18 protein-coding genes are annotated in these 19,850 nt (G+C 48.2%); 15 read left to right on the forward strand and 3 right to left on the reverse strand.

Features of this window, described 5'->3' with window-relative positions; genetic code table 11:
- The first annotated feature begins 73 nt into the window (after positions 1 to 73).
- Genes BUB59_RS00865 through BUB59_RS00875 form a run of 3 tightly spaced genes read left to right on the forward strand, consistent with a single transcriptional unit; the run spans position 74 to position 2,786 of the window.
- On the forward strand, positions 74 to 643 hold the full coding sequence (locus BUB59_RS00865) for a fibrobacter succinogenes major paralogous domain-containing protein (protein WP_073224709.1): 570 nt from the start codon (positions 74 to 76) through the stop codon (positions 641 to 643).
- Between the two features lie 15 nt (positions 644 to 658).
- The gene (locus tag BUB59_RS00870; protein WP_083540097.1) at positions 659 to 1,726 is read left to right on the forward strand and encodes an ABC transporter permease; all 1,068 of its coding nucleotides are present in this window, start codon (positions 659 to 661) and stop codon (positions 1,724 to 1,726) included.
- Entirely contained in the window at positions 1,719 to 2,786 is a 1,068-nt protein-coding gene (locus tag BUB59_RS00875; RefSeq protein ID WP_234979886.1) for an ABC transporter ATP-binding protein, read from the forward strand. The genes BUB59_RS00870 and BUB59_RS00875 overlap by 8 nt, the downstream gene beginning before the upstream one ends.
- Positions 2,787 to 2,857: 71 nt before the next feature.
- Here the strand turns inward: BUB59_RS00875 and BUB59_RS00880 are convergent, their stop codons facing one another.
- Complete coding sequence (locus BUB59_RS00880) at positions 2,858 to 3,547, reverse strand: NAD-dependent deacylase (RefSeq protein WP_073224711.1); 690 nt, start codon at positions 3,545 to 3,547, stop codon at positions 2,858 to 2,860.
- Positions 3,548 to 3,556: 9 nt separating this feature from the next.
- A complete protein-coding gene (locus tag BUB59_RS00885; protein WP_073224713.1) occupies positions 3,557 to 4,936 on the reverse strand; it encodes a M20/M25/M40 family metallo-hydrolase in 1,380 nt (459 codons plus the stop codon).
- 157 nt (positions 4,937 to 5,093) lie between these two features.
- On the opposite strand from BUB59_RS00885, the gene BUB59_RS00890 reads away from it, so the two are divergent.
- The 4 genes from BUB59_RS00890 to BUB59_RS00905 are packed head-to-tail and all read left to right on the forward strand — an operon-like array spanning position 5,094 to position 9,428.
- Positions 5,094 to 6,281 carry a beta/alpha barrel domain-containing protein gene (locus BUB59_RS00890; RefSeq protein WP_073224715.1) on the forward strand — a complete coding sequence of 396 codons (1,188 nt, stop codon included), beginning with the start codon at positions 5,094 to 5,096 and terminating at the stop codon, positions 6,279 to 6,281.
- A gap of 20 nt (positions 6,282 to 6,301) precedes the next feature.
- Positions 6,302 to 6,856: a hypothetical protein gene (locus tag BUB59_RS15105; protein ID WP_073224717.1), complete on the forward strand. Its 555-nt coding sequence runs from the start codon at positions 6,302 to 6,304 to the stop codon at positions 6,854 to 6,856.
- A 52-nt stretch (positions 6,857 to 6,908) separates the two neighbouring features.
- Entirely contained in the window at positions 6,909 to 7,670 is a 762-nt protein-coding gene (locus BUB59_RS00900) for a redoxin domain-containing protein (protein ID WP_073224719.1), read from the forward strand.
- Between the two features lie 57 nt (positions 7,671 to 7,727).
- The gene (locus BUB59_RS00905; RefSeq protein WP_073224722.1) at positions 7,728 to 9,428 is read left to right on the forward strand and encodes a hypothetical protein; all 1,701 of its coding nucleotides are present in this window, start codon (positions 7,728 to 7,730) and stop codon (positions 9,426 to 9,428) included.
- Positions 9,429 to 9,529: 101 nt separating this feature from the next.
- On the opposite strand, the gene dnaA is transcribed toward BUB59_RS00905, so the two are convergent.
- Entirely contained in the window at positions 9,530 to 10,852 is a 1,323-nt protein-coding gene (dnaA, locus tag BUB59_RS00910) for a chromosomal replication initiator protein DnaA (protein ID WP_073224724.1), read from the reverse strand.
- A gap of 254 nt (positions 10,853 to 11,106) precedes the next feature.
- Here dnaA and BUB59_RS00915 point away from each other — a divergent pair, with 254 nt between their 5' ends.
- The 8 genes from BUB59_RS00915 to BUB59_RS00950 all read left to right on the forward strand — a co-directional run bounded on the left by BUB59_RS00915 (position 11,107) and on the right by BUB59_RS00950 (position 19,844).
- A complete protein-coding gene (locus tag BUB59_RS00915; RefSeq protein WP_073224725.1) occupies positions 11,107 to 11,667 on the forward strand; it encodes a hypothetical protein in 561 nt (186 codons plus the stop codon).
- Positions 11,660 to 12,781 (forward strand): squalene/phytoene synthase family protein, encoded by a 1,122-nt coding sequence (locus BUB59_RS00920; protein WP_073224727.1) that lies wholly within the window; start codon positions 11,660 to 11,662, stop codon positions 12,779 to 12,781. Before BUB59_RS00915 ends, BUB59_RS00920 begins: the two co-directional genes overlap by 8 nt.
- Positions 12,782 to 12,870: 89 nt before the next feature.
- Positions 12,871 to 13,467: a signal peptidase II gene (gene lspA, locus BUB59_RS00925; RefSeq protein ID WP_073224728.1), complete on the forward strand. Its 597-nt coding sequence runs from the start codon at positions 12,871 to 12,873 to the stop codon at positions 13,465 to 13,467.
- 12 nt (positions 13,468 to 13,479) lie between these two features.
- The gene (locus BUB59_RS00930) at positions 13,480 to 14,763 is read left to right on the forward strand and encodes an RluA family pseudouridine synthase (RefSeq protein WP_073224730.1); all 1,284 of its coding nucleotides are present in this window, start codon (positions 13,480 to 13,482) and stop codon (positions 14,761 to 14,763) included.
- Positions 14,764 to 14,794: 31 nt separating this feature from the next.
- The gene (locus BUB59_RS00935; RefSeq protein WP_073224732.1) at positions 14,795 to 15,673 is read left to right on the forward strand and encodes a sensor domain-containing diguanylate cyclase; all 879 of its coding nucleotides are present in this window, start codon (positions 14,795 to 14,797) and stop codon (positions 15,671 to 15,673) included.
- A gap of 1 nt (position 15,674) precedes the next feature.
- On the forward strand, positions 15,675 to 17,096 hold the full coding sequence (gene murC, locus BUB59_RS00940; RefSeq protein WP_073224734.1) for a UDP-N-acetylmuramate--L-alanine ligase: 1,422 nt from the start codon (positions 15,675 to 15,677) through the stop codon (positions 17,094 to 17,096).
- An 82-nt stretch (positions 17,097 to 17,178) separates the two neighbouring features.
- Positions 17,179 to 18,492: a hypothetical protein gene (locus BUB59_RS00945; protein WP_073224736.1), complete on the forward strand. Its 1,314-nt coding sequence runs from the start codon at positions 17,179 to 17,181 to the stop codon at positions 18,490 to 18,492.
- 8 nt (positions 18,493 to 18,500) lie between these two features.
- Positions 18,501 to 19,844 (forward strand): hypothetical protein, encoded by a 1,344-nt coding sequence (locus tag BUB59_RS00950; RefSeq protein WP_143160158.1) that lies wholly within the window; start codon positions 18,501 to 18,503, stop codon positions 19,842 to 19,844.
- The last annotated feature ends 6 nt before the right edge of the window (positions 19,845 to 19,850 follow it).

The following is a 19,850-nucleotide window of genomic DNA, read 5'->3' on the forward strand; positions in this document are numbered from 1 at the left end:
TTGTGGCGCCGCAATAATTATATTGTAGCCCATGGGAATGAAGTCTTTATGCTGTATATTAGTTCTTTTTTTGATGCTTCCGGTTCTTTCGTTCGGTGCTTCCAAGGCGGCCAAGAAAAACGAGGTGAAGGATCCGCGCGACAAGCAGGTTTATAGAACCGTTAAAATCGCAGGAAAGACCTGGCTTGGTGACAATCTGAACTATAACTCCGAAGGTAGTTTCTGCTTGAAAGATGATGACAACAATTGCGAAGCCTATGGCAGGCTGTACACTTGGGATGCCGCCCAGGTTGCGTGCCCCGCAGGTTTCCACCTGCCCTCTCACGACGATTTTGAATCACTCTGGACTGCTGCCGGTGCGGACTTCAACGCCGGTTATTTAGTCAAGACGACTTACGGCTGGAAAGGCAATACCAATGGCAACGATACGCTAAAGTTCAGCGCCATGGCCGCAGGCAACCGCTTTGACGATGGTACTTACGGTAACCTGGAAAAATTCGCCTTCTTCTGGACCTCCGACGATAAGCTGGAAGGAATCGGGGCGGGGAATGCTCGCGTGTGGTATCTGACCAACAAGTCCATGGCCTTCAGCTATACTAGCAAGCCTAAGGACTTTGGTTTTTCCGTCCGTTGCGTGAAATAACTATATTGGGAATTCATGAAAATTCGCTTGACCACAGAAACGAAAAACAGACTGAAGCGCTTCCGCAAGAATAAGCGTGCCTTCTGGTCCTTGATCGTCCTGGTGGTGGCTTACCTCCTTTCCTTGACCAGCCCCTGGACTGTAAACGACAAACCGCTTTACATGAGCTCCAACGGAAAGTCCTATTTCCCTGCCTTCGCCCGCTATAGCGAAAAGGATTTTGGTGGAACTTACGATACGGAACCGGATTATGCGCTCCTAATTGCAGAGGCTGATGAATGCCATGCGGATGGCTTTACCGGTTCCAACTGCGATGATATCTGGACCATCATGCCGCCAATTCCTCACGATCCTTTGAAGGCGGATTTGGATGATGATGGAACTCCGCCTTACGCTCCCAGCGGCAAGCACTGGCTGGGCACAGATAGCAATGGACGTGATGTTCTTTCCCGATTGATTCATGGCTTTAGAATTTGCATTAGCTTTAGTTTGCTGCTGACTTTGCTGGGAACGTTCCTAGGCATTGTCATTGGCGGTATTCAAGGCTACCTCGGGAAGTTCTGGGATACGGGTATGCAGCGTATGATTGAAATCTGGTCTTCGCTGCCTATGCTTTACGTGGTGATTCTCATCGGTAGTATTTACGGTCGCAGTTTCTGGCTTTTGATCCTCATTATGGCAGCCTTCAACTGGATTTCCCTCAGTTACTACATGCGTGGGGAATTCCTGAAGTTGCGTAATATGACTTACGTCCAGTCAGCCAAGGTGCTGGGACTTTCCCATCGTCATATTTTCTTTAAGGAAATTCTGCCCAACGCCATGACCCCGGTGGTGACCTTGTTCCCCTTTACCCTTATTGGCGGTATCGGTAGCTTGACTTCCCTGGACTTCTTGGGTTTTGGCCTGCAGCCTCCCACACCTAGTTGGGGCGAGCTTATGAGCCAGGGATTGAACAATCTTTACGCTCCCTGGATTTCTGTCAGCACGGTTCTTGCTCTTTTCGTGACTTTGCTCTTGACCACTTTCGTTGGGGAAGGCGTCCGCGATGCTATGGACCCCAAGTCCGGAGATCGATATGAGTAAAGTCCTTTCGGTAAAGAACTTGTCTGTTGCCTTTGGTTTTTCTAAGGGCAAGAAGGGTGCTTTCGTTTGCAAGGAAGGAACTCCCTTGCAGGTGACGGATCGTGTCAGCTTCGATATCCACAAGGGTGAATTCTTTGCCCTGGTAGGGGAGTCCGGTTGCGGCAAGAGCGTGACCGCCATGAGCATCCTGCGCTTGCTCCCGCAGCCCAGCGCCCAGATTGTGGACGGCGAAGTCCTGTTTAACGCAGATGTCATCCCGAGCGAATCCTCTCATGTTATCCCGAGCGAATCCTCTCATGTCATCCCGAGCGAAGCCGAGGGATCTGTTGACCTTGCGAAGCTTCCTCTTACAGAATTACAGAGAATCCGCGGGTCCGAAATTGCCTGTATTTTCCAGGAACCCATGCAGGCTTTGAATCCTGTTCTATCCATCAAGAAGCAGCTGTTGGAAGTCTGCAAATCTCTCGATACCATTCGAGAACAGTTGAAGTCTGCAGGCTTTACCGATTCGGAACGTGTGCTGGATTCCTATCCTCACGAGCTTTCCGGTGGCATGCTCCAGCGTGTGTGTATCGTCATGGCGCTGCTGGCTAATCCCAAACTGATTATCGCCGATGAACCGACCACTGCGTTGGATGTGACGGTCCAAGCTCAAGTTCTTGCCGTTCTGAAGGAGATGGCCTCCAGGTCCGGTACCGCAGTTCTTCTCATTACTCATAACATGGGTATCGTCTCTCAGTACGCCGATCGCGTGGCTGTCATGTATGCAGGTCGCATTGTGGAGATGGGCGGTGTGGATGACGTCATTAACGATCCGCTCCATCCCTATACGAGAGGCTTGCTGGCCGCTATTCCCGAAAGCCATAGCCAGATGAAGAACCTGAAGTCCATTCCCGGTTCTGTTCCGCACCCTCGGGACTTTGTATCGGGCTGCCGCTTCGCCGATCGCTGCGAGCGCTGCATGCAGGGCTCTCCCGAACTTCAGGCCAAGTGCCGCTCTACGGAACTTCCCCCGAAGGCGGAAAAAGACGGACACTGCGCCTTCTGCTTTAATCCGTAATTTCAATACATAACGAAAAGGGCCGCGGATTCACCGCAGTCCCTTAATAAATCATAATTCGTATTTCATAACTACTTAAACGCTTCGCACCACTTGGGAACGATTTCCGTTGCCTTGCCCTGGATGCTTACGTCCGTGTAGGGATCGGAAGCGGGAACTTCCAGATTCAGGCAGGTAACCTTTGCTCCGTGGGAATGTGCATAGCTCTTGAAGCCTGCCGCAGGATAGACCACGCTGCTGGTTCCGATATAGACGAATTCTTCGCATTCGGAAAGAGCCTGCTGGATTTCTTCCATGTAGTGAGGAGTTTCTTCGAAGAAGACGATGTCCGGACGGCTCATGGCTCCACAGAAGGGGCAGATGGTGTCCATGGTTTCATCTTCATAATAGTTAAAGCGGTGTACGGGATTTCTCTCGCAGCTTAAGCTCTTGAGGGAGCCGTGCATGTGGAGTACCTGACGGCTGCCTGCACGTTCGTGAAGGTCATCCACATTCTGGGTCACCAGCAGGAATTCATCGCCAAGACGGCGTTCCAGTTCCACCAGAGCCTTGTGGGCTGCGTTGGGCTGATGGTCTGCCAGACCTCTACGCAGGAAGTTGTAGAAATCCTTCACTCGCTTGCGGTCACGCTGGTAGCCGCGAGGGGTGCAGACGTCTTCAATGTTTTCATGTTCCCACATACCGTCGTTACCGCGGAATGTGCGGAGTCCGGATTCTGCGCTAATGCCTGCGCCAGTCAGTACGACAAGACGTTTCTTCATAGCGGCCTCCTAGGATAATCCCTCAAAGAACAGGGCCTCTGCAAGAATGCCTCGTTCAAAGTCGGGGAGGTAAAGACTTTCGTTTTCGCCGTGGGCATTGCATTCCGGATCTTCCAAGCCTGTAAGGAGAATGGGAATGTTGCCGAAGGTGTTGCGGAACAGTTCTGCTCCAGGAATACTTGCGCCACAGCCAATGAACTTGGTGGGGCTTTCGTAGGCGGTAGCCATGGACTCGCTCATCAGCTTAAAGAAAGGATGGCTGGTGTCCGTCACAAAGGGATTGGCTCCGTCTTCCGTTGTAATTTCGCAGGTGATACCAAATGGTACCTGCTGCTTGATAAAGTCTACCAGCAAGTCGGTGCAGCGGTCTGCGTCCATGCCGGGAGCAAGACGTATACCGATGCGGGCATAGGCGCTGTCTTGCAGCACGTTGCCGGCGTTCTTGCGGTTGCCCACTTCCATGGCGGTAACCGTAATGGAGGGTCTACGCCAGTTGGCCAGGAGAATTTCATCTTCAGGAACCAGGAGTTTTGTTTCCGACAGTACGCCGCCATCGTTACGGAAAATTTCTTCCGTCATGCCCAGGCTCTTGTAGGATGCCAGTTCTTCTGCTGTAGGGGGTACAAGACCGTCTTCGAAGTGGGGAATAAGAATGTTGCCCTTACCGTCGGTAAGATTTGCAATGATGCGGCAAAGGACCTGCCCGACGTCAGGAATGGGGCCGGACCAGGATCCGGAGTGGAGCGGGGCCTTGGTTGCCTTCAATTCTACGGAAACGGCGCTCATACCACGAAGGGTGGTGGTAATGGAGGGGGTACCGCGGGCGAAGTTGCCCAGGTCCGCTACGATTACGGCGTCGCACTTCAGGAGCGCGGCATGTTCCTTGAGAATCTGAGCAAAGCCTGCGCTTCCGGATTCTTCCTCGCCTTCGATAATGAACTTCAGGTTCGGTCCCTGATCCTTCTTTGAGGCGCGTACCAGCTCGAGGGCTGCCAGATGGGTGATGATGCCAGCCTTGTCATCGGCGGTACCGCGGCCGTAAAGGCGTTCCCCATCGGCGCTGAGGGTGGCTTCAAAAGGCTTCGTATTCCACAGGTGCTCACGCATGGGGGGCTGCACATCGTGATGGGCGTACAGCAGGATGGTGGGCTTGTCGGGGGAGGTCAAACTTTCGCCATATACCGTATGGCGGCCGCTTTCTGGAGTAAGGAACTGGATGTTCTTGAGGCCTGCTTCTTCGAACATTTTCTTGACGGCTTCAGCGCTATCCAGCACGTATTTCTGATCAAAATTGTCAAAACTGATGGAGGGAATACGCACGAGACTGGACAAGCGGTCGATGTAGCTTGCCATGTTGTCGTGTACAGTCTTCTTAAGTTGTTGATCCATAGAGCTTTTCATTCACAAAATAATCAAATATTCCTTAATAGAAAATAGTAAAGAAAGGGCCATTTGGATTTAACAACCATATATTTTATATTTTTGTAAGTAGAGTTTAGCCCCAATGGTGATTAAAGTCACTTGATACAAATAAGGGAACCCGAAAATGGCTTTTAATTGCGTGAATCACGAATATTATCTGCGCTTTAGCGACCGAGTTTTGGCTTTTATTCGTAAGGTTTTTCATAACAATCCGGAATTTAGACACGATTCCCTGAAGCATGTGGCAAGATTTGCTCCCATTATCCCCTTCATGAGCGGTCGACCTTCCAAGAAAAAGAATTTGAAGAGGGTCATTTCTTTCCCGGACCATAGCAATTCCCTGTACCTGGGCTGTCCCATTATCCTGGCCGCTGGTGCCAACAAGACCGCCAAGCGCATTTGTGATTACGCCAATATGGGTTTTGGCGGTATTTCTGTGGGTACCGCTACCCGCAATTATCGCGAAGGTAATACTCATCGTCCCCGTATCGGCTTTTTGGAAGAAGACCGCGCCATTCACAACAGCATGGGCTTGAACAACGAAGGCGTTGAAGTGATTGCCAAGCGAGTGGACCAGCAGTTGACCAAGGCTCACAAGGTGGGCATGTGCGTAGGCGTTTCCGTGGCGGAAACTCCGGGTCTTACTGACGAAAACGAAAAGCTGAAGGACGTGGTGGAAAGTTTCTCCATTGCCTACAAGGCTGGCGACTATATCGAAATCAACGTGAGCTGCCCCAATACGGGCGAATCCCGCGTGGATATGGACTTGACCCTGACGGAAAAGATCTTTTCAGAGATTATGAAGTTCCGCAATTCCCAGACTCTTCGTAAGGCTGTTTATGCCAAGATCAGCCCGGATCTTTCCGAACGTCACCTGGTGAACATTATGGACATGCTGGTCCGCTGTGGCGTGAACGGCGTTGTGGTGGGAAATACTTATCCCACCAAGAAGATGAGTGAACTTCCTGTCCAGACCAAGTTTGAAAACTTGACGCCCCTTCGTGCCGATGGTGACTGCGGTGGTATGTCTGGCCGCCCCCTTTACGAAAACATGATGTGGAACGTGAAGTACATTCGCGAACATTACCCCCAGATGAGTGTTATTGCCTGTGGTGGTATTGACCATGGTTTCAAGATTTACGACCTGATCAAGATGGGCGTGGATGCTGTACAGTGCTACTCTGTGGTAGCTTTCCGCTGGATGGCTGCTCATGCCATGCGTAAGGAACTGGAAGTGGCTCTTGCAGAAGAAGGCTACAGGAGTTTGCAGGAGTACGATGACCGTAATCCGAAGGTCACCAAGCTTCAGTAATCTTGCCTTAGGGGGTCAGGTTGAGACTACTTCTGTTCATTCTTGCTTTTAGCGTTTCCGCCTTCGCAGGTTATTTCCTGGAAGAAGACATTCCTGCCCAGAAGAATACTCGGGAGATTTCCCCCTTGCGTTTAGGCGTTGGGGCTGACTTAGGTTTTTACCTCAATTCTCCGGACTTAGGGCTGGATCTATCGGGCGAATATCGAATTCATAAAAATCACTCGCTGGATTTATTCGCTGGGACCCTGTTTGGTGGGGAAATGTACGAAGTAGGGTTGAATTGGAGGTTTTTCTTCATCACCGGCCTGGAAGAGTCTGGCCATGATGACTTCCTCAGAATCGGCCTGTCTGGAACATATTTTGAAACGGATGGGGAAGGGAAGTTCCCGCCCAGAATTTCCGTTGGCTATGGACGTGATTTCATGTTCCTGAAAAATGCGGACTTTCTCTGCCGCCTGGAAGTGAGGGCTTCCTACCTGTTGACGGATTCCTATAGTGATCATGACGAGGACAGTGTGGTTCGAAGGACGACGCACTTTATTGCAAATCTATCCTTCGGGGTATTCTTCTTCTAGATTTTTACGTCATTCTGAACTTGAATCAGAATCTGCTTTTAGAGGTTTTAACGTGAAAAGACTTTCGGTATTATTGCTTCTGCTTGCTTCCTATGTATGTGCCACCCCCTGGCTGGGGGCTACCTTCAAGCGTGTCACTCATGAGAATCATCTGGCCCTTCGCATTATTGGCGTCCATCCGGAGTCAGGCTGCTTTACCGCAGGTGTTGTGGCGGATGACTTGATCGTTGGCATTCAGGGAAAGGTTCTGACGGATATTTCTCAAGTTCAGGATGCAGTTTCCAAGGGCAAGGCTGGACAGACCATCAAGCTGGACGTAGTTCGCGCTGATAAGAAACTTTCCCTGAAGGTGAAGCTGACGGACCGTCCCGATGATATTAGCAGCCTTACTGGTTCTGCCATCGGAAGCAAAATTGCGAAATTTGGGGAGAATTTCTACCAGAACTCTTCAAAACGTAAGGAAAAGCCAAAGGCAACCCTCCTGGATTTCTGGGCAACCTGGTGCGGCCCCTGTCGCAAGACCTTGCCGGTTCTTGCTAGCGTTTACAACAAGCATTCCAAGGATGGACTTGAAGTCATTGGCATTTCTAGCGAAGATTTGAACACCTTGAACGCCTTTTATGGTCAACACGCCTCTCCCTATCCCCTTTATAGGGATGCATCTCAGGATTTATGGCGTCGTTATGGCATCCGTGCGGTGCCAACTTTGATGCTTTTGGACCAAAATGGCTATATCAAGCAGGTTTGGAGTGGTGCTCCTAGCGAAGCAATGGTGGAAAAGTTGGTCCTGGAAGTCCTGCAGGAGGCCCGTTAAGGCTTCGTAAAGATAAATTAAGAAGACAGATAGCCCATTAATAGTTAAATTCCGGGTATGAAATTCGATTTCCTGAAAATTGCATGTGCCTTTGCTCTGACAGCTTCTTCCAGTATTTTTGCTGCTGGGGAGGCTCCATCGGAATATTTTGACTGCTGGTTGGAAAAACCCTCTAATATTATCCCCTCGGAACGTACCCGTATTGGTGCCGACAAGAAGGATGTGAATGTTTGTGGTTGCTACCGAGTCAGTGAAAAAGCTGGCACACCCAAGCAGGTGACCAAGGTTTTCAGTATCCCAAAGCCTCGTGTAACGGACTGCTCCGGTGAGTCCTGCAGTAACGAAATGGCTATGAAGCAGTGCATTGACTATGTTCAGTCCGCAACTGCTACCTTGAGAGACTTTGGCATGGGCCACAGGATGGAAGGTTCCATTGCTACCAGTTTTGACGGTGATGGCTGGCAGGCAACTCCCTTTGGCGAATATTACGAGAAGAATGCCGAAAAGGCTGATGATATTAGCTGTTTCTTCAATATTCATGAACGTCCCAATGCACCTGTAGATAACCGCCTCCATCCGGAAAACTTTGCTTTCTCCGGTATGCCCAAGAAGATGGTGCCCTCTGCCTTGGGTCGCTTTACGGACTATAGCGATATCCGCTGTCTGGATAACGGCGAACTGACGGGCTTCTCCTTCAATGGTTATAAGGAAAACCTCCGTCATGTGGACAAGGAAGGCCGTCTTCAGGGCGAAGAAATCGGTTACTTGAACGATCCTTCCTACCCGAGACAGCAGGATTCCAAGTGGGGACAGGTCATTTGGACTTCCAACCACAAGAACGGCATGCGAGAAGGCAAGTCCTATTTCTACAAGTCCAGCGTTCAGGACGGTAGCGACAAGAATTACTACTTCAAGCATCTTGAAGTGCCTTACAAGCAGAACTTTAAGGATGGTATGGCACACATCATTGCCGATAACGGCTTTGTGATGGCTGATGTCCCCCTGAAGCGCGATGGTATTCACGGTCGTATGACGGTGAACAATCCCTTCAAGAAGAAGAAGATTACCTTGACCTTTAATGCCAACCAGCTGGAAGGCTTTGTGGACTTCGGTGATTTTGGTGGTGTGTACCACAACGGCCTGCCTAACGGCCTCTTTACCTTCTGGGCCATCAAGGACACCTGCTACCAGTGGATGCCGGGTGAGACTGTTTGCCATACAGAACGTATCCGCAAGACCCAGTGGGGCTCCTATAAGATGGGTAAGTTCAGCGGCAAGATGGAATGTTGGGATGGCACCAAGGGTGGTGTCGACCTGCTCTGCCCGGAACTGCCTGCTGATTCTCTGATTCCGGCTTCTGTCCGTGATTCTATCGCTAAGCTTGATTCTGCTGCCACTAAGGGCGATTCTGCTGCTATGGCTGCCGTCAAGGAAGGCAAGATCAAGGAAATGAAGGAAAAGGCCGAACAGATTCGTGCCAATGCAGCAAAGGCTCGCGAAGCAGCTATGAAGGCCGAACTTGCTGCCAAGCAGGCTGAAGAAGAAGCTGCCAAGGCAGAAGCTGAACTCCTCAAGGAAGAAAATCCTGCAGAAGCTGCACCTGCAACTCCCGCCCCTGCAAGAGACGTGTCCGCTGGCTGGGAAGACGATGACGATGATGAGGAAGAAGCTCCCGTAAAGGCAAAGCCCGCCAAGAAGAAAAAGGACAAGAAGTCCAAAAAGGACAAGAAAAAGTCCAAGAAATCAAAAAAGAAATAATGACGGTCCTCCTGAGGAAACTCAGGATCAGCTGTAAAAAAATCGAGGTTTTAAACCTCGATTTTTCGTTTATTCATTTCATGACTTAATCTTGAAAAGATTTAATCGTGGATTGAATTCTTTAAGCTTTCAATCAAGCGAGCGAAGCTGGGGTCTGTTTCCATTTCCTTCTTGATGCTCTTGATGGCGTGAACCACAGTGGAGTGGTCCTTACCGCCAAAGCGGGAACCGATGCTCTGAAGGCTGATGGGGGAGCATTCGCGCATGAGGTACATGGCTACCTGACGTGCCTTGGAAATTTCCTTGGTGCCGCGGCCCGTTTCAATAAGCTTTGCTTCGGGAACTTCGTAATGCTTGGAGACGGCGTGAAGTACGGCGTCCAGGCTAACACGGCGACGGAGGGTAGGAGCGATTTCTGCAACCACCTTCTGGGCGATGTTCATGTCAATATCGTGATTCATCAAACTGGACTGAAGGGTGAGCTTGATGATGGCGCTTTCCAGGCAGCGGACGTTACTTGCGATGTTTTCTGCAAGATAGTGAAGGATGTCGTCGCTGATTTCCAGATGACGTTCCTCGGCCTTCTTGTGGAGAATGGCTTCGCGGGTTTCTACGTCAGGAGGCTGAATATCGACGGTCAGACCCCAGGCGAAACGGCTCACCAGACGGTCGGAAAGGTTCTTCACTTCTGCTGCAGGTGCGTCGGAGGTGAGAACGATCTGCTTGCCTGCCTGATGCAGTGCATTAAAGATCAGGAAGAATTCATTCTGGGTTTCGTTCTTGCCGGTCCAGTTCTGAATGTCGTCCACCAGCAGGATATCAACTTCGTTGCGGTAGAAGTCGCTCATCTCGGTGATGCGCTGTTCGCGCAGGCACTTCATGTACTGCTGGGAAAAGTCTTCGGAAGTCAGGTAGCAAACTCGCTTGGTGGGGTCTTCTTCCAGGATGTAGTTACCGATTGCCTGGAGCAGGTGAGTCTTGCCAAGTCCAGAAGAACCGTAGATGAACAGCGGGTTGTACTGAGTTCCGTCGGGATTGCGTGCAACTGCGAGAGCTGCGTTGAATGCCAGCTGGGCCTTGTCGCCGGGCACGAAGTTTTCAAAACGGAAACTGCCGGAAAGGGGAACGCTGGGCTTAACAAAATCCTTGAAGGTATTCTGGGAAGCGGACTGCTGGACAGCGGCTTCCTGCTGCTGGAAATCGAATTCCATGGCGCCTTCTTCATGGCTCACTTCCTTCCAGGCGAGACCAATCAGAGCCTTGTAAGCGCCATAGACGCCTACGTCCAGTCCATTGGGAACAGAAATTACGGCGTGGCCAGTGGTCTGGCTAGAGAGCTTGGTCTGAGCAAAATAGGTCTTATAGACCGTGTCAGAAAGCATTCCACGGAGATAATTCAAACATCTTTCCCATTCGACGGACATGGTATTTCCCTCTTCCTAGTTCAGCAAGTCGCTGAATTCAAATCTATCAACAATTGGATACCAAATGTAGTAAAAGTTGAGTAAATTGTTGATAAGTTTGACCCTTGAAGGTGAAAAAAAACATTTTTTTTACATGGTAATGACATTGTATCTCGTTGATACATAATGAGTTACTTGTTTGAGCACCTTTTAACCCCTTACTGAACCTTGTGTTCCCCAGGACCCTCTTTCCAATTTCTATATTTGGCTTCGTTATGGAAATTTTGGATACTTTGACGTATTGGTTTTGGATCCCGGTTCTTTTTTGGGTGGGTCTCTATTTCTGGTTTCATAGGGTGTCTTACCCCCTGTACATGAAAAAACTGGTGAAAAATGGCCAAAAGTGGGCCTATGTTCCACGAGTTCGTTCCTATTTCAAGCTTTTTGACTTGATTTTTACCCTGGTCATGGCTGCCGTTTCCGCCTTGCCTGCCATTTGGGTGATTTATAATTGGACGGATTTGGAATGGTTCTATGGTTTTGCCGTATCTCCGCTGTTCTTGATCGTGGGGGTGATTCTTTGCAAAATTGCGAAGAAGAGTACCGCTAACATGTATCGCAACGCCTACTTCCTGGAATATCGCAGGGTGCGTTATGAAAGTGAAAGTAAGGGAGATTTCCGCAGTGAAACGGATGTTCAGAATCGAACGATCTGGAGCTTCACCAAGAAGCTGAAGGAAGCGGAATCCAAGGGCCGCCTGTGGGAGATGGTGTATCTGATGAGCAAAACCAAGAAGATTCCACCTGATGTCTATGCGGAGACCATGTATGGCTAATATTCTTGAACAGGCTGGAGTGGGCGAGGCCGTGCTTTCCGGAAAGGAGGCGTGGGCTTATTCCGAAGATATTCTGTTGAAGGTTTCTAGAACTTTTGCCCTGAATATTAATGCGCTTAAGGGTAAGCTCCACAAGAGCATTCTCCTGGCGTACCTGTATCTTAGAATCGCGGATACGGTGGAAGACGATCCGGACATGAATGCTTCTGAAAAAGAGGCCCTGCTGGATAAATTCGCCAGTATTTTTAAGACTGCGGAGTTGAAGGACGAGGCCGTTAGCGCTTTTGAAGATGCCCTCCCTGCTAGCTGGCGTGCTCGGGCTACGGAACCTTATTTTGATTTGTGCCTGCATACTCATGTGGTGGTTCCGTTGCTGAAGGAACTGCCGGAAGTGTATGCCGCTCCCGTTCGTGACGTGACCATCGAAATGTGCGGTGGTATGGCCAAGTTCGCCAAGCGTCAGGAAGCTGCCTTAAGCTCCGGATGGTTTACTCTGGAATCTGTAGGTGATTTGGATGAATACTGCTATTATGTGGCCGGTATTGTAGGAAAACTCCTTACGCATTTGTTTGCCGCAGACACCTGCTTTATTAACGATGTCCGTAAGGCGGAAATGCAGAAGCTGGATGTAAGCTTTGGCCTTGCTCTCCAGATCGCCAACATCGTGAAGGACTGCCGCGAGGACTCCGAACGTCGAGTCTGTTTCGTACCCGAAGAAATTTGCCGCAAGTATGGCTTCGCTCATTCCTATGATATGTTCGTGGGGAATGATGTACTGTCTGGAATGTCTGCGGAGGATCGCGCCGACTTTGAAAAACGTCGTGCGGCCGTTATGGGTGAACTGGTCCAGAAGGCATGGAAACATCTGGACGACGCCATCGCCTATACCAAGCTCATTCCAAACATCAAGATGCGCACCCGTCTCTTCTGCCTGTGGCCGCTGTTCATGGCCGCCGAGAACATGAAGTTGATCGGTGATGGTTCCAGCATTTTCGCCTCCGACAAGAAGGTGAAGATTACCCGCGACACCGTGAAGCAGATTGTGAAATCCACCATGAAGCATTTCTACAGCGACAAGTGGATCGACAAGAGATATAGTGAGGTTCACTCCTAGTTGTCATTCTGAGCGAAGTGTTAAGTATGTTGCGTAATGTCATTCTGAGCGGAGTGCGAAGCACGTAGTCGAAGAATCTAGAGGATTTAATGAAGTTTTATAACAAGTTGCCGTTCCATATTGCAGTCATTATTTTCAGCATTGTCTCTGACCAGCTTACCAAGCTTTGGGCCTTGTCCCGCTTTTCCAATGAGACGGGTGCTCCTAATCATGATATCATCAATGTGGTGGGCGAGTTCATTCGTTTTCAGCTGGTGTTCAATAAGGGAGCGGCCTTTAGCAGCCGCCCTCAGGACCTGATGCCCTTCTTGCCGCCTTGGCTTTTCTTCCTGCTGATTTCCATTGTGGCCGCAGTGGTGCTGTTCTGGTTTTACAAGTCCATCGATAAGCGTGACTATCTGAGCCGCCTTGGCATTGTCATGATTATTGGCGGTGCCATCGGTAACTTCATTGACCGCATGCGTCTGCAGATGGTGGTAGACTTTATTGACTGCGACTTGCCTGATTTTATTATGACCCGTTTCCCCACATTTAATGTGGCGGATTCCTTCGTGACCGTAGGCGTGGCTTTTGTCCTTCTTTCTCCCTTCATCCTGAAGAAACTGCATAAGCAGATCAAGGAAGAGGAAAAAGCCAAGAAGGCAGCAAAGGCTGCTGCATCCGTACAGGCTACTGAAGAAAAATAAGGCCGAAGAATTATGAATTATCTTGTAGACGAAAAGAAGAATGGTGAACGCATCGATAAGTTCCTGACGAGCGTTCTGGAAAATGTTTCCCGCACTGATGTGCAGAAGATGATTGCTGCCGGCGACGTGAAGGTGGGTGGGGTTCCTACTCCCAAAAACTTCCGTGTGGAAACGGGCATGGTGGTGGTCTGTGGTGAAATTCCCGAGAAGGAAGCATCCACCTTGGAACCTCAGGATATTCCTCTGGATATCGTCTACGAAGATGATGATATCGTCGTGATTAACAAGCCTCGTAATCTGGTGGTTCATCCCGGTGCTGGCGTTAAGGATGGTACTCTGGCCAACGGTCTTCTGTACCATTTCAAGGAAAACCTTTCTACGGTGAATGGCGCTCTCCGTCCGGGCATTGTCCATCGTCTGGATAAGGATACTCCGGGTTTGATGGTTGTGGCTAAGAACGATAACGCTCACCGTCACTTGGCTCACCAGCTGGAAACCCGCACTCTCCATCGTACTTATAATGCTTTGGTGTGGGGTAGCCCCCGTGACCTGGAAGGAACCATTGACGCTCCCATCGGACGTAATCCCCGCAACCGCTTGAAGATGGCTGTGGTGGATGGCGGTAAGGAAAGCCGTACCCATTTTGAAGCCAAGAAGTTCTTTGCCTTTGCAACCCTTCTGGAACTGCAGCTGGAATCTGGACGTACTCATCAGATTCGTGTCCATAGCCGTTATATGGGTCATCCTGTTGTCGGTGACCCGCTGTATGATGGTCGCGATGGTTGCTTGAACCGCGTGCAGCCCCTTCTCCGTGAAGTGGCTGAAAAGGTTCTGGAAATCGCTCCCGCCCAGTTGCTGCAGGCTGTGAAGATTGAACTGATTCATCCTACCACCGGCAAGAAGATGAAGTTCAAGGTTCCTCTGGAAAAGCCCTTTGACCAGGTCCTGAAACTTTTGAAGAAGGAATGCCCTGCTGACGCTCCCGTCTTTGATGAAGATGAAGGCTTCCGCGACTTCGATCCGGAAATGCGTTTTGAAGGTGAACCTGACTTTGTTGATGAATATGAAAGCGATGAAGTCCTGGCTCTACTTCCGGAAGAAGCTTGCCCCTATAAGGAACGTAAAACTCGTGCAGAACGTCTTGCAGAACGTAAGGAACGTGCCGCTGCCCGCAAGGCCAAGGCTGCCGAACGCAAGCTGATTAAGCAGATGAAGGCTGCCAGCAAGAGGGGCGTATCCGCTGAAGACTTCGTGGAACCGGGTTACGAACCGACCATTGATCCGAACCTGTTGTAGTTCGGAAAAAATGATATAGATTTACTGTACCATGAATCTTGAATACGATGATCTAGTTGCCATCTTGAAGGAAATACCTTCCTGTATTTTCTTTAAGGATAGGGATTGCAAGTATGTATTTGCAACCCATTATTGGCATCACCTGAATCAGAAAGGTGAAAATTGGACCATCGAAGGTAAGACCGATCTTGAAATTCGCAAGAACAAAGAAAATGCAATGAAGGCTCTGGAAGCCGATAAGCATATCCTTGCCACTGGCGAAATGCAGGATTATGTCATTAGGGAAGATGGCGCTGATGGCGAGGAACAGTATCTTCGGCTGATCAAGAAACCGGTACGAAACCGCAATGGCGAAATCATTGGCATTGTGGGCCTGATCAATGATGTCACCAAGGAAACGGTACTGCAGAAGCAGCTGGATGGATACATCCAGGAACTGAAGGTGGCCAGCGAAACGGATCCGCTGACAGGTTTGCTGAATCGTCGAAGCGCCCTCGTCAAGTTTAAGCACATTGCAAATGCCAAAACCACTGGTGTCTATTGCCTGATGGACGTGGACGAATTTAAACAGATCAACGACGGTTATGGCCACGATGTTGGTGATGCTGTGCTGGTGCAAATAGCCCAGGCCTTAGGTTCTACCTTCCGTGACAAGGATGTGGTAGTTCGCCTTGGCGGTGATGAATTTTGTGTATTTTTGGCGGATGTCCATGATGTGGATTTTGCCGATACCATTATCCAGCGTTTTATTACGAAACTGAAAAATGTTCGAATTCCCGAAATGGGAGATAAGCTGATTTCTGTAAGTTATGGTTTGGCCGCGACCACGGTGGATATGCCTATAAAGGAAATGTACAAGGCGGCCGACGCTAACATGTACGAACAGAAAAGAGCGAAAAAGGCTTTATAAAATGGAATCTTATTTCTTTATTGGTGTTGCTGGCGTTGGTATGAGTGCCATTGCTCAGTACTTGTCTGGCCGCGGTGTTGAAGTTCGCGGTTCTGACCGTCAGTTTGGTGAATTTTTGGCTGGCAACTGTGAGAAACCTCGCGTCATGGAACAGCTGGAAGAATGCGGCGTCAAGTGCTTTGCCCAGGATGGTTCCGGCATTGTGGCGGGACTCACTGCGGTTGTTGTAAGTACTGCCATCGAAGATACCAATCCGGATTTAAAGCGCGCCAAGGAATTGGGCGTTGCTGTAATGCACCGCAGCGAAATGCTGGCCAAGATTTCTAAGGAAGCAAAGACTATTGCCGTGAGCGGTACCAGCGGTAAATCTACGGTGACCGCCATGATTTATCACATTCTGCAGTACGCCGGATTACAGCCTTCTGTGATGACTGGCGCTGGTCTTGTGAACCTTCAGAAAGATGGTAAGATTGGTAATGCAGTTAGCGGTGCTGGCGAATGGCTGGTAGTTGAAGCTGACGAAAGCGATGGAACTCTAGTCCGCTACGAACCTGAAGTTGGACTCATCCTCAACGTGGACAAGGACCACAAGGAAATGAGCGAACTGCAGGAAATCTTCGGCAAGTTCCGCAGCAACATTTTGAACAACGGCAAGACTCTGATTGTGAATGACGCTCACCCGCTGGCAAAGCCTTTCAGCCAGGATCGTCACAACGACTTCGGTACCGAAAGTTACGTCGGCGTTCAGGGAATCGATTTCCGCACCGATGGCCCGTCCATCATTTTCCGCTGCCGTCACAACAATGAACTGGTGAAGTTTACGGTTCCGCTGCCGGGCCGTCACAACATGGAAAATGCATTGGCCGCAACAGCCGCAGCACTCCAGGCCGGCGTAAGTCTGCGCACTTGCGCTGATGCCCTCAGTTCTTTCCCCGGCGTGTTCCGTCGTCATCAGATTCTTGGAACCTTCAACGGCGTTACTCTGGTGGATGACTTCGCTCACAATCCTGCAAAGATTTCCGCCAGCATCAAGAGCGCCCAGAGCTTTACTGCTGGCCGCGTTCTTGCCTGGTTCCAGCCTCATGGATTTGGTCCCACTCGTTTCTTGCGCAATGACCTGGTGGAATTCATCAACAAGGCCCTGCGCGGTGCCGATGGTGAACGCGCTGCCGATTCCATGTACTTCAGCGAAATTTACTACGCTGGTGGTACTGTCACTCGCGACATCTCCGCAGGTGATTTGGCTAACGATTTGACGAAATTGGGTTCTGACGCGATATTCATTGAGAATCGTGATGAATGCGCCAAGGCTATGGTTTCTGCCGCAAAACCCGGTGATACCATCTTGCTTATGGGTGCCCGCGATCCTAGTCTTGAAAAATTTGCACAAAGTGTCCAGAAATTGCTGGAAAATAAGGCATAAATCAAGATCGTTTATCAAATACAGACTTATTTATTTGACAATATTCATTGAATCTCCGATAAATATATCGGAGATTTATTTTATGTTCAGAAAAGTAATTAAACTAGATGCGTTTAAAAATTATGGTATAACAAGTCGAATTCCACAGGAGTGTGCATTTATAGAAACACTTCCTCAATCGGGTCGATTTTTACCTTTATTTTTTCAAGTTGAAGGTTTTTTGCAATCAGAATCATTAGAAGAATCATTAAAGAAATTTTTAGATAGAGAATGTCCGGAAATAAATGATTTTCTAGATGGCAAATCTTTTATGATAGATGATTGTTCTTTTGTGGTGAATTCTTATAGAGATGTTTTTCCTTCGGAAATTGCTGCATTGCAAAATTCAAAATTGATGATTCAAAATCAAAGTCCCTATATTGAAATACTTAATTTCTTTGATGATTGTGATTCGCCTGATTTTATTGAAACAGAAATCCAAAATGATTCTTGTAGAATAACGAATTATAAAATAGATTGCGATGCCACATCACGGCAGAAAGTATCGTTTATCGTTCATTTTGATTTGAAAATTCAGTTGAAAAAAAGAATACAGAGCTTGCCGTTAGAAAATTTTTTAGCGCCGATTCCTATTCCAAATAATATTCGTTTTTATAATGTCTTGAAAGTCGTTCTAGAAAATTCTGGACAGTTCTATATCAATGAAAAAAAATGCATCAAGTTGAAAAATCGAAATCTAGAAGATTCTGAAAATTCATTTTTATGGGATATTCGTGATTATTTAGGAAAAACATCATTGGTCGATTATTTCAGTTTATTGCAAAATGAAATTGTGAATTCCTATTGGAAAGATAAATTGAATTTTTTCTCGGAATATAGGAAGGATGGTTTTGATTTATGTGGAAAACGGCTTTTATTTAGAGAATCATCAAATAATCCGGAATTAAATGCGCTTTATATTGATTTCCCCTTAAGGATGAAATCGCCTTTGTTAAAAGAACGTCTTGAAAAATTACTAGAAGGACTCGGCGCGGGGCTTGAAAAAATACAGTCGGGGGAAACGTTCCGTTCTCAATCCATAACCCATCCAAATAAAATATGCAAGGATTTATATATCCGTTTTTTAAAATCAAAAGAAGAGCCTGCATCTCAATTTTTAGATCGCCGGCAGAAATTTATAGACGGAATGAAATCCATCCAGGACGGCCTGCAATCGGCCTTGCAATATCTTGAAAAAGAAGTGTGGAACAAGGAAAATGATAATCCAGTAGATCATTTAGGCGAAATTTATTTACAAACCATGCGTTTAGATCCGATAGTATTCTCAGAAAGTGAAGTCCCTGCGTTGAAAAACTACGCCTGTCAAATGATCAGCGGGACTCTTCTGGAAATATAGAGGATGAAATGGCTCGATTGTCTTTTAAATACAATGTCTTTAAAAATGAGGGATATAAAAACAGGGAACGGAACTCTACGGCATACATTCGCTTTATGGAGTATCCTGACGGCACACCGTTTCGTGGAACTTTTGAAGAGTACATGGATCTGGTGGAAAAGAATCCGAAACTCTTTAATTTCCCTCCTCTGGTGATTGAAACCACTGGATTTCTAGCATGCAGCAATCTCGGTAAAATTTGCAAGTCCCTTGCCATTAGAAAGTGCAGGGATTTAAATGGTTTCCTGGATGGAAATGCAGTTTCGCTTAAAAAGAATGTCTTTTCCATTCAAAGTTATGCCAGTCTTTTTCCGGATAAGGCTTCTGCCCAACGTTGCTTCAGCCGTATGATGGCAAATCATAGTCCCTTCATTTGTGTCAAGCCTCTTTTTGACGGAGTCTATCCTCAGACGGTATGCATTCACGAAGACTCTGTCAAGGTTCTTGGATTTACAAAGGAACCTCGCGACCATGACGACAAGGTGCATTTCCAGGTGCGTTTCGATATGGACGTCTCCTTGAAAAAGATCGTGCCTCCCATGGAAAAGTCTTGCCTTAAGAGTCCCATTTGCTGGGAACATCATAAGCAATTCTATAGTCTTGCCAGAACGTTAAATGACCATCTGGATCATTTCTATTTTGTTGAATATCTTGATGCCGTGATGCTTAAGAACGAATCGGATGAAGAATCGGATCGGACCTTCTGTATGGAATTTCAGAATCAGATGGAAAATTGCCTTGTTGGGGATTACATCCGTACGCTTCATCCCTTCCTTGGGTCCAGCGAATGGCGGGATAAACTGATGTTCTGGATCAATCCCGAAAAGTTTGATTTCAAGAAACCTCCCTATCAGTACATTTACTCCGGTTTCTATAACTTCATTTATGAAGTGCCCCATCCGACTTGCTCCAACAATTTGAGGTTGCACGTCAATTGGCATATGGACAGCCGACTGATTAATAACTTGAAAACTGCGTACGAGCAAATTGAGAAGAAAACCATGGAAATGATATTCTCCCGTATGCCCTACACGATTCAGGTGGGAGAATTTTATTTCGTAGCTCAAATTCGAGATGTGCGGACCATCCAGAAAATGGAAGAACATTGCCTTCATGTTTTTAACGCCATGAAGAACTTCTATGATTACATCCAGCAGGAAATGATTTCGAGGGGAGAGGATTTCCTCCAGCACATTTCCCGAGTGGTGTTGGAACAGATCAAATTGGATCCTCTTGAATATGCGGAGTCCGATAATCCCCATATCAAAAAATTAGCTACCGCTTTGGTAAACGGTAGCTATTATGGAGAATAATCCCTG

It is taken from the genome of Fibrobacter sp. UWEL, from assembly GCF_900142535.1.
Classification (GTDB): Bacteria; Fibrobacterota; Fibrobacteria; order Fibrobacterales; family Fibrobacteraceae; genus Fibrobacter.